This is a genomic window from Thalassotalea litorea (assembly GCF_043642205.1).
Taxonomy (GTDB): Bacteria; Pseudomonadota; Gammaproteobacteria; order Enterobacterales; family Alteromonadaceae; genus Thalassotalea_A; species Thalassotalea_A litorea.
On record NZ_JBHZSG010000037.1, the window covers coordinates 26,461 to 35,538 of the forward strand.

Sequence of the window (9,078 nt, forward strand, 5' to 3'; positions counted from 1 at the left end):
CAATGTTTTTATTCTATCGCTCGGTTCGCGCTCGATAAACGCATATTAATTTAATACGTTATTGAGATAAAAACGGGGGAATAACACCCCCTTACGTTTCGATAATTGAAATAGGGAAAAGCTATGAAACATATTGTGATTTCGTTTTTAGGCAAGGATAAACCCGGTATCGTGGATACGCTGGCAAAAACCATTAAGCTGCATCATGGTAACTGGCAGACCTCAAGTATGCGTAAGCTGTCGGGATTTTTTGCCGGTATTTTGGAAGTGTCTGTCGATAACGAACACAGTGATAATTTACTGGCGGCGCTAAAAGATATTGAAGGTCTGTCTATTTCCACCGAAGTCACAGAGCCAGTGTCACTTACCGATGACACTATCCGCCTTGATCTAACAGCGAATGATCGTATCGGCATTATTGGCGAGATTTCTTCGGTGATTCACGCCCAGGGCGGTAACTTAGTCAAACTGGTAAGCACTCAGGGTAACGCGCCGCATTTCGGCCAAAAGCTATTTAAGGCTACCGCCACCATTGCCATTACTGGCGATGATCATATCGATTCATTGGTGGGTGCTTTGGAAGGCATTGCCGATGATTTGATTGTTGATGTGGTGGTTAATTAGCGCTTTGAAGTTAAAACGGGAACAAATATTCCCGTTTGTAAATTCGTTTAGTACGTATCGTAAACGATACTCCGGGAATGTGACGGAAAACGTCACTTCGAGTGAGGTAAGCTTCGCTGGTGGAAGGTGGAAGGTTTTGGCTAGGGATTGGCCTATATGCCGAAAATGCAGGAGCAATTTTCGGTGGGAGAAAAAGCAAAAACTCTTGCGTCATGCCGTGATACTACACGGTATCTAGGGCTAGAGCCGAACGGCTCTGATGTGCCAATAGCTGCCCGTTAGCAATTGCTAATATACGCTGGTTTCGAGATGTAAACTCCGCTAATAAATGTGAGATTAACGGGTACAAGCCAAGTCCGTTTTGGCATAGCCATTATTGAGTTGAGTCACAACTACTAACTAAATTGTTCAATTGCTTTGGAAGTAAGTGAAATAATCGGACCATCTCTAGGCGCATCGAAACTTGATTTAATAAGCCCACATTTAACCAAAGTAGGTACGACTTCATTGTATATCCCTACATTGAAGCCCGATGAAAAAAGTACACTTGCATACAATTCAACATTCACTTCTTTAATACCGCGATTAAGAAGCTTAATTAGTGAGGATATCAGTGCTACTTGCTCGTGAGTTAGTTTTTCCATAAATTCGAATTACTTCTCCGTGTCATTCAGAGTCGTTCAGTTATTCCTTGCAAATGAGCGAGATTTGCAAAAGCAGACTTTCTGTAACTATTTGCGAAGGGGCAGCCGAAACGCAGTGCAGGCTGTCTCGCTGAGGCCCTACTTGAGACAACTTGTTAGAGGTTGTCTGATTCATAAACATTAATCCAGCATTGCCCACAACTTATGCAGCTTGTTGTTTGCACTAAAGGTGAATTATTTCGAGCTTCAATTTTTGGAAGTGGCCCATTAACAATTAAAAATATATCGGATGTTCTACTTCCATTTTGAAGGACTTGGTTTATTGCCGAGGGTTTATCGCTGCCAGGATCAGAAACAACAGCTTTAAGGTGCTTGCACACATAGCGCGTCCAATCTTCTAATGGCCGCTGTATGCATCTCATCCCTTGAAATTCTACGATCTCCATAAGGCCTCTAACGCCTAAAGCATGGGCTCAGCTTTGCTGCGACCAATGCCTTTGCTTGTTAAGGCATTTTTAAACAAACGCCACCAATACTTTGGTTTTGAACCAATGCAAACCTCATATGAATAGAGTCTGTCACGAATTAAGCATGAACCATCTAGTATTGGCATAAATGGAACTTTGAGCCTCTCAACTGGCTCCCATTGATGAGCATACTCTGTATTACATGAGGGGCACTTAGGGTTTGCACTAGGTACAAATTTACCACCACACGGGCAACCAGGTAATGTTGCTTCAATTTTGGCAAGCAGCTCTTCATTTATTTCGTTTCCATACAGTAATTCTTTATCTGCTTCTCGATGAAGGACGTTAGAACATGTATCACAAAAGAAATGAGGACAACTATCACTCATGCCACTTGATTGCCAAGTAGGAGTTTCTTTGCCGCATTCATAGTTAGGGCATTTCATTTTCCCAACCCAGGGAGCGTTAGATTTGTAATGAATTATTTTCATTGTGCCTTTGCATGTACGACCCTTGTAAATTGATAGTTCAATGTTGCGCCGCCACCGCGATTAATAATATGAAATTCATGCAGAACGCCATTTACGAGACAGCAAAGCGCTCCCAGAGAGTCAGGTGTCTTTGGCGCAAAGCACATTAAGCCAATTTGCTCTTTTAAAGCCGATGTTTGTTTTGCCCCGTTTACAACATTTACAAACTCTTTGAGTTGAGCGTTATTAGAATTTACAACAGGCATACCTTCGAAGACTTCGAGAGTTTGTACATCATTGGAATTTGTCCGGAGTATATCAAGGACTTTTGAACCAATATGTAGGTTTGGAATTTGGGCTTGTGTTAATTCTTCAGGCAGCAAAATCTCGAAAGGGGAAACAGGAGCTTCTGTGCCTCTCTTTATTTCTGGCTTAGAATTCTTTTTAAACAACCCAAACATTGGCTTCTCCTGAGGTACAACATGTTGCTGCGAGCTAATCGCACATTTTCTGAATAACCTATTTTTACCAAAGCCACTAACTAATTGCTAGCATTCACAAAATAGAGTGGAAATTTAGTTTGATTACGAACAAAAACGAGCGATAGGGTCGTTTTCCTGACTATGCAAGCAAAACACTATAACTGTATGGCGAAAAAGAATAGTTGAGTGACTCTAGATCGCTCATCACGGCCGTCCAGTCTTTCATTCAAAATAACGGATTACAACCCGCGACGCAATCGTGGCATTCTCTTCCATTAAATTAGAACGTAAAGTTTTCTGCCTGGAGAATTTTGGTGCTGGTTTTAATTGAGATAGTATCCTCCATTACTTTAATTTGAAAAGAACCTTTTCGAGAAGATAACTGCTCGACTATCAAATCACTTTTATTTAATTTCTGTGACCAATATTGCGCTAAAGAACACTGAGCAGAACCTGTAGCGGCATCTTCATCTATACCTATTGACGGTGCAAAAAAACGTAAAACATAATCGCTTCGCTCTCCTCTTGCCGTCACAATTACAGCATGATATCCAGACTGGATAATTTGCTGTTTATTAGGCTTGAACTGCACAACATCTTGCTCGTTTTCCAAAACTAGAATTAAGTCTCTCGTGACATAATGGTCCACAACCTTTGAATGAAACAAGCCATACTGTAATCTCTTCAATCCAATAGCGTGCCTTTTCCAAATTGGGAACACCATTGAAAGCCCACTACCTTCCATCTTTACTTTTACATCGCCAAAAGGGCTAGTAAAATTTAGTTCATCTATATCATGATTTATTGAAAAGATAACCGAAGCAGCAGCTAAGGTTCCATGGCCGCAGAGATTTATTTCTTTTTGTTGAGAAAACCACCTAATTCCATATGCATTGTCATCTTGATTAGGCATTACAAAAGCTGTCACTGGAGATGCTTGTTTACCCGCTATTTCCAATAACGTATTTTCAGCAGGCATCGTTTCTAAGCAAATAACTGACGCAGGGTTCCCCCCAATCTCTGAGTCTGTAAAGGCATTTACGGTATGGATAGTATAAGTAGTCATTAATAAAGCTTTATATTATTAAAGGAAGGAAAAATTTCGTTAGAGTCGTTATATTTATTCGCTAGCCATTTGATAAAATGAATACCCCGATCCTGGGTTACGACGAAAATAGGCAAACCAATTTACATTGCAGATATCGCTCAAATAAATCATGGGTAACGGTGAGTTATGTGCAGTCTTTACGAGTAATTTCTGGAGATTAATATCATTCTTTACTAACTCTACAGCTTTTATTTCTGCGTCTTCTTTATTACACGCTTTAACCCAACGAGTGGTCACAAATCCAAGTAAATCTTCTTTACCGTCAATTTCTATGAAAAAATTTTCACCTTCCAATAACACTTGAAAATACACTATGACTTCCTTGCAAAACTAATTGGGAAAACGGATTTTGAGTTCCGATATTTTTAATACTCGAATGACTGCAGATCGCTCAACTCGGCCGTTGGCCACTAACTGAAATTACCGGATTAGCCTGTATGATGCAAATAAGTAAAATCATTTTCTTTGCAAACAAAAAAGCCACCGGATGGTGGCTTTTAACATATAAGGTGTTAATCGTTTTCGATTACAGCAGTCCAAGTTTTTTCATTTCTTTCTCAGATACGGTTGCAGGAAGAGGAATATAACCATCTTTTTCTACAATCTTCTGACCTGATTTAGAAAGAATCATTTTTAAGAACTCAGCTTCTTTCGGAGCAAGTGGCTTACTTGGATGCTTATTCACATAAACGTATAGATAACGAGATAGTGGGTAATCACCTGAAGTAGCATTTTCCATGTTAGCTTCTACGTAATCAGTACCTTTTTTACTCAGTGGTAACGTGCGAACACCAGAGGTCATATAACCAATACCTGAGTATCCGATACTGTTCAAAGACGCAGAAATTGATTGCACTACAGATGCAGAACCTGGTTGCTCGTTTACGGTGTTTTTAAAGTCACCTTTACAAAGGGCTTTTGATTTGAAGTAACCGTATGTACCAGATACGGAGTTACGACCATATAACTGGATATCTTTGTCTTCCCAGTCACCAGTTAGCGCAAGGTCGCCCCAACGGTCGATATCTTTTTCGCCCTTACACTTACGGTTACTGGAAAAAATAGCGTCAACCTGTTGAATACTCAAACCTTCAATCGGATTATCTTTATGAACAAAAACCGCTAACGCGTCAATGGCAACACGCACGGGTGTAGGTTTGTAGCCAAACTTCTTTTCAAACGCCTGGATTTCTTTCGATTTCATCTTGCGGCTCATTGGACCCAGACTTGCTGTGGCTTCAGTAAGAGCAGGTGGCGCAGTAGAAGATCCAGCCGCCTGAATTTGGATGTTAACGCTTGGGTAGTTGCGCTTAAATTCTTCTGCCCAGAACGTCATCATGTTCGCCAGAGTATCAGAACCAACAGAAGAAAGGTTGCCGGAAATACCGCTTACTTTCTTGTATTCAGGTAGATTCTCGTCCAATGCCAAAACCGCTTGGCTGGTAAAAGTGGCAACAGCAAAACTTACCGCTGTTAATACTCGTTTGATAGTCATTGTATTCCCCAAAGAGATATCTTGATTAAAAATTTCAAAATCATCTTAAGAAAAAAATATGACGCTTTTATGACAATGACAAAAAATTAAAAAAATTTTTATATAAATGAGGCAGGTTAGCCCAAATAATCCTTTATATAGATGAAGAAATAGCGACATCTATATGAATTATTTATGTTAAAAAAAAGTAAATCTTCATAAAATCATCAAGAAAATGCCAAAAAAAATTCACCTTGTCACAAAAGTGTCATATTCCAATGTCACAATGCGCTCAATTAAGAATTACTAGGGGTTATTGAACTATCAAGTGCAATAAACCCCATTTGCTAATAAAATTTTTAGGGTAGCGCAATGAACTTAGTAAAATCCTCTGCAGCATTAGCTGTTTTAACCGTATTTTCTTCAACCGCTTTAGCAAATAATGAGTTTTATGGTAAAGCCAACGTGACTGTTCAGCTTTCTGATGAAGGTGACGGCAGCTTTACTGAAGTAAAGAGTAATGCATCGCGTTTAGGTGTTAACTCTCATTACGAAGTTAATGATGACTTAAAAGTCATCGTCAAATTCGAAGTACAGGTTGATGTCGATGGTGAAGGTGATGAGAACATCTCTGGCCGTAACCAATACGTTGGTTTAGAGGGCGGTTTTGGTAAGTTGGTATTGGGTAAAAACGATACCGTTACTAAGCAATCTCAAGGTAAAGTTGATTTGTTCAACGATATGGAAGGTGATATCAAAAATATCTTCCAAGGTGAAAATCGTTTACGTGATACCGTAACCTACAAGACACCTAAATTTGGTGAATTCCAGTTAGGCCTTACTTATGTAACAAACGGTAGCGCTAATGAAGATGATGAAGGCGTCAGTGCAGCCTTGTTTTACGGTGACAATCAATTAAAGAAAACAGATTGGTTCGCATCAGTTGCTATGGACCGTGATGTTAAAGGTTATGATGTTAATCGTGCAACGGTTTCTACTAAATTAGCGGGCATTGTTTTAGGTGCCATGATCCAAAATCAGGAGAATCTTGATTCTGGTGAAGAATTGGACGGATACTTCGTTTCGGCAAAATACACCATCGAAAACTGGGATCTAAAAGGACAATTCCAACAAGGCAGCTATGAGTTAGAAGACACAGGCGTGACAACTTCAGATGATGCTACGGGTTATACCGTAGGTGTTGATTACAAAATTGCTAAGAATGCTAAAATCATGGCATTTTATACTGATTATAAGTTTGACGATGCAACGGATCGTAATTACTTTGGTACAGGTATTGAATATAAGTTCTAAGCGAGCTTATCGATTCCGGAAAAGAAAGCCGCCACTGTGCGGCTTTTTTCTTGCTAATTGCAACGGTATAACTAATGATCTTTTTATGAACGCTGTCATAAAAGTGTCACGTTGAGTTGGCACAATGAGGTTAATGTTTTGTAAATCAGTTTGTCAGGAAGGACTATGAACCGACAGATATTAGTTGTTGAAGATGAAACTCCGATCCGGGAAATGATCACTTTTGTGCTTGAACAAAATGGGTTTAATACCATTGAAGCTGCGGATTATGAGCAGGCGAAGGAAAGCTTAGTGGATCCGCTACCGGATTTAGTGTTGTTAGACTGGATGTTGCCAGGTGGCAGCGGCATTAAAATAGCCCGGGAAATAAAGCAACAGGAATATACTCGCAATATTCCTATTATTATGCTCACGGCTCGTTCTGACGAAGAAGACAAAGTAAAAGGCTTTGAAGTTGGCGTTGATGATTATGTGACAAAGCCGTTCTCTCCAAAAGAGCTTATTGCGCGCATCAAAGCGGTGATACGCCGCGTTGCCCCTACGGCATTAGAAGAGCTAATCGAATTTAAAGGCCTTAGTCTTGACCCGGTGTCTCACCGTGTTGCAATCAATAATAAACCCATCGAACTGGGCCCTACTGAGTTCAAAATGCTGCACTTTTTTATGACCCACCCTGAAAGAGTTTACTCGCGAGAACAATTACTTGATAATGTTTGGGGTACAAATGTTTATGTTGAAGACAGAACCGTCGATGTGCATATTCGGCGGCTGCGCAAATCCATAACGGGCGACGGTCACGAAGAATTTGTGCAGACAGTACGCGGCGCCGGTTACCGATTCTCCAGTAGGGTAAATTAAACAAATATGATCTACCGCTTTTCGTTAAAACAGTTTTTTCATCGAGTTTTAACGTTTATTAGTTGTCTTGTTATCGCCGGTTTACTGTTTGGCGAGCTGCAATTAGTACTGTTAATCGGTGCTGTGATTGTACTTATCTGGAACTACAGACACCTGCTGAAATTAATCAACTGGTTATGGCAGAAAAATCTGATTTCCCCGCCAGAATCGTCAGGTGTATGGGGGCATATCTATGATGGTATTTATCGTCGTACACAAAAATATCGCCGTAAACAACGTGAGCTGAATGCTCGCATTCGTGAATTTCGCGATGGTGCCGAGGCCCTTCCGGATGCTGCTGTTGTACTGGATTTGGATTATTGTATTCGCTGGTGCAATAAAAAAGCCACGTATTTACTAGGTATCCGTTGGCCATTCGATAATGGTCAACGCATTACTAATTTGGTTCGCTCTCCCGAACTTACTCATTATATCGGCAAAAATGATTTCACCTTACCATGCTCGCTGGAATCTCCGGATAATGAAGATCAACAGCTTGAACTGCGGTTTATGCCCTACGGCGATAAGCAATATTTATTACTGGCACGTGATGTCAGTCAACTGCACCGTGTGGAAAAAATGCGCAGCGACTTTGTTGCCAATGTCTCTCATGAATTAAAAACCCCACTGACTGTGGTTCGCGGCTATATGGAACTGATCCAGGAACAGACCGAGGATTTTTCCGAACAATGGCTGCGAACATTCAGTACCATCGAACAACAGGTTACTCGCATGGATAGGTTGGTCGAGCAATTGTTAATATTGTCTCGAGTGGAAGTGAATGCGGATATTGAAATCAAGGCCATGGTTAATATCCCTGAGATGATGAACACGTTAATTGCCGATGCCAGAATATTAAACAAAGACAAGCAACATAAGTTGTTATTTGACGTCGATGAGACGCTAGGCCTAAAAGGTAATGAATCGGAACTTAAAAGTGCCTTTGCCAACCTTTTAGTCAATGCCCTAAACTACACGCCTGATGGCGGCACAATAAAAGTGAGTTGGCAACGGGTTGGTGAACATTGTGTTTATCAGGTTAGTGATACCGGCGTTGGTATCCGTTCAGAGGATATCCCTAGACTCACCGAACGCTTCTATCGAGTTGATAAATCTCGCTCCAGAGACACAGGTGGAACCGGACTCGGATTGGCTATCGTCAAGCATGTTGCACATCATCATCACGCGCAATTACACATTGAGAGTACATTGCATAAAGGTTCTAACTTTAAGATGGAATTTCCTGCCCAAGACTGTTTTGTAATAGGCAAAAGTCACCCTAAAAAACATATCATCAGTTAATAAATCGCATCGGATATTGAAACCTCCAAAAGTTGGTAATCGAGATAGCCAAAAACCTTCAGATATATCGGCAATAGGCCAATGAAAATATAAGGAGTTTACGGTTAACTTATTGAAGTATTATGGTAGTTTGTAGGGGCACGCTCAAGTCGATAGAGCAGAAACGTCACCATAATACGCTGGTAAGGGAGATAAACAATGGATGCAACTTTTGAGGTGAATGGTAATACCAATCACATTAAGTTTGTGCACAACTCAGAGTTAGGGCAGAGGTTCAGTTACCACATAGATTTTAT

Annotated in this window: 10 protein-coding genes; 4 read left to right on the forward strand and 6 right to left on the reverse strand. The window is 40.5% G+C overall.

Annotation, left to right across the window (positions count from 1 at the left end; all coding sequences use genetic code 11):
• Positions 1 to 123: 123 nt before the first annotated feature.
• The gene (locus tag ACHUFQ_RS13720; protein WP_394176374.1) at positions 124 to 624 is read left to right on the forward strand and encodes a glycine cleavage system protein R; all 501 of its coding nucleotides are present in this window, start codon (positions 124 to 126) and stop codon (positions 622 to 624) included.
• 395 nt (positions 625 to 1,019) lie between these two features.
• On the opposite strand, the gene ACHUFQ_RS13725 is transcribed toward ACHUFQ_RS13720, so the two are convergent.
• The 6 genes from ACHUFQ_RS13725 to ACHUFQ_RS13750 all read right to left on the reverse strand — a co-directional run bounded on the left by ACHUFQ_RS13725 (position 1,020) and on the right by ACHUFQ_RS13750 (position 5,290).
• Complete coding sequence (locus ACHUFQ_RS13725; RefSeq protein ID WP_394176376.1) at positions 1,020 to 1,268, reverse strand: hypothetical protein; 249 nt, start codon at positions 1,266 to 1,268, stop codon at positions 1,020 to 1,022.
• 460 nt (positions 1,269 to 1,728) lie between these two features.
• Positions 1,729 to 2,226 (reverse strand): hypothetical protein, encoded by a 498-nt coding sequence (locus tag ACHUFQ_RS13730; RefSeq protein WP_394176378.1) that lies wholly within the window; start codon positions 2,224 to 2,226, stop codon positions 1,729 to 1,731.
• Entirely contained in the window at positions 2,223 to 2,666 is a 444-nt protein-coding gene (locus ACHUFQ_RS13735) for a hypothetical protein (RefSeq protein ID WP_394176380.1), read from the reverse strand. The genes ACHUFQ_RS13730 and ACHUFQ_RS13735 overlap by 4 nt, the downstream gene beginning before the upstream one ends.
• A gap of 301 nt (positions 2,667 to 2,967) precedes the next feature.
• On the reverse strand, positions 2,968 to 3,753 hold the full coding sequence (locus ACHUFQ_RS13740; RefSeq protein ID WP_394176381.1) for a PhzF family phenazine biosynthesis protein: 786 nt from the start codon (positions 3,751 to 3,753) through the stop codon (positions 2,968 to 2,970).
• Positions 3,754 to 3,807: 54 nt separating this feature from the next.
• Complete coding sequence (locus tag ACHUFQ_RS13745; RefSeq protein ID WP_394176383.1) at positions 3,808 to 4,107, reverse strand: hypothetical protein; 300 nt, start codon at positions 4,105 to 4,107, stop codon at positions 3,808 to 3,810.
• Positions 4,108 to 4,321: 214 nt separating this feature from the next.
• Positions 4,322 to 5,290 (reverse strand): PstS family phosphate ABC transporter substrate-binding protein, encoded by a 969-nt coding sequence (locus ACHUFQ_RS13750; RefSeq protein WP_394176385.1) that lies wholly within the window; start codon positions 5,288 to 5,290, stop codon positions 4,322 to 4,324.
• Positions 5,291 to 5,641: 351 nt separating this feature from the next.
• Here ACHUFQ_RS13750 and ACHUFQ_RS13755 point away from each other — a divergent pair, with 351 nt between their 5' ends.
• The 3 genes from ACHUFQ_RS13755 to phoR all read left to right on the forward strand — a co-directional run bounded on the left by ACHUFQ_RS13755 (position 5,642) and on the right by phoR (position 8,782).
• Positions 5,642 to 6,583 (forward strand): porin, encoded by a 942-nt coding sequence (locus tag ACHUFQ_RS13755; protein WP_394176387.1) that lies wholly within the window; start codon positions 5,642 to 5,644, stop codon positions 6,581 to 6,583.
• A gap of 165 nt (positions 6,584 to 6,748) precedes the next feature.
• The gene (phoB, locus tag ACHUFQ_RS13760) at positions 6,749 to 7,441 is read left to right on the forward strand and encodes a phosphate regulon transcriptional regulator PhoB (protein WP_394176389.1); all 693 of its coding nucleotides are present in this window, start codon (positions 6,749 to 6,751) and stop codon (positions 7,439 to 7,441) included.
• A gap of 6 nt (positions 7,442 to 7,447) precedes the next feature.
• On the forward strand, positions 7,448 to 8,782 hold the full coding sequence (phoR, locus tag ACHUFQ_RS13765; RefSeq protein WP_394176391.1) for a phosphate regulon sensor histidine kinase PhoR: 1,335 nt from the start codon (positions 7,448 to 7,450) through the stop codon (positions 8,780 to 8,782).
• Positions 8,783 to 9,078: the final 296 nt, after the last annotated feature.

Bases quoted from the DNA above. Each gene is read 5' to 3' on its own strand.
- ACHUFQ_RS13755 (WP_394176387.1), top strand. From the start codon at position 5,642: ATGAACTTAGTAAAATCCTCTGCAGCATTAGCTGTTTTAACCGTATTT.
- ACHUFQ_RS13740 (WP_394176381.1), bottom strand. From the start codon at position 3,753: ATGACTACTTATACTATCCATACCGTAAATGCCTTTACAGACTCAGAG.
- ACHUFQ_RS13720 (WP_394176374.1), top strand. From the start codon at position 124: ATGAAACATATTGTGATTTCGTTTTTAGGCAAGGATAAACCCGGTATC.
- ACHUFQ_RS13750 (WP_394176385.1), bottom strand. From the start codon at position 5,290: ATGACTATCAAACGAGTATTAACAGCGGTAAGTTTTGCTGTTGCCACT.
- phoB (WP_394176389.1), top strand. From the start codon at position 6,749: ATGAACCGACAGATATTAGTTGTTGAAGATGAAACTCCGATCCGGGAA.
- ACHUFQ_RS13725 (WP_394176376.1), bottom strand. From the start codon at position 1,268: ATGGAAAAACTAACTCACGAGCAAGTAGCACTGATATCCTCACTAATT.
- phoR (WP_394176391.1), top strand. From the start codon at position 7,448: ATGATCTACCGCTTTTCGTTAAAACAGTTTTTTCATCGAGTTTTAACG.
- ACHUFQ_RS13730 (WP_394176378.1), bottom strand. From the start codon at position 2,226: ATGAAAATAATTCATTACAAATCTAACGCTCCCTGGGTTGGGAAAATG.
- ACHUFQ_RS13735 (WP_394176380.1), bottom strand. From the start codon at position 2,666: ATGTTTGGGTTGTTTAAAAAGAATTCTAAGCCAGAAATAAAGAGAGGC.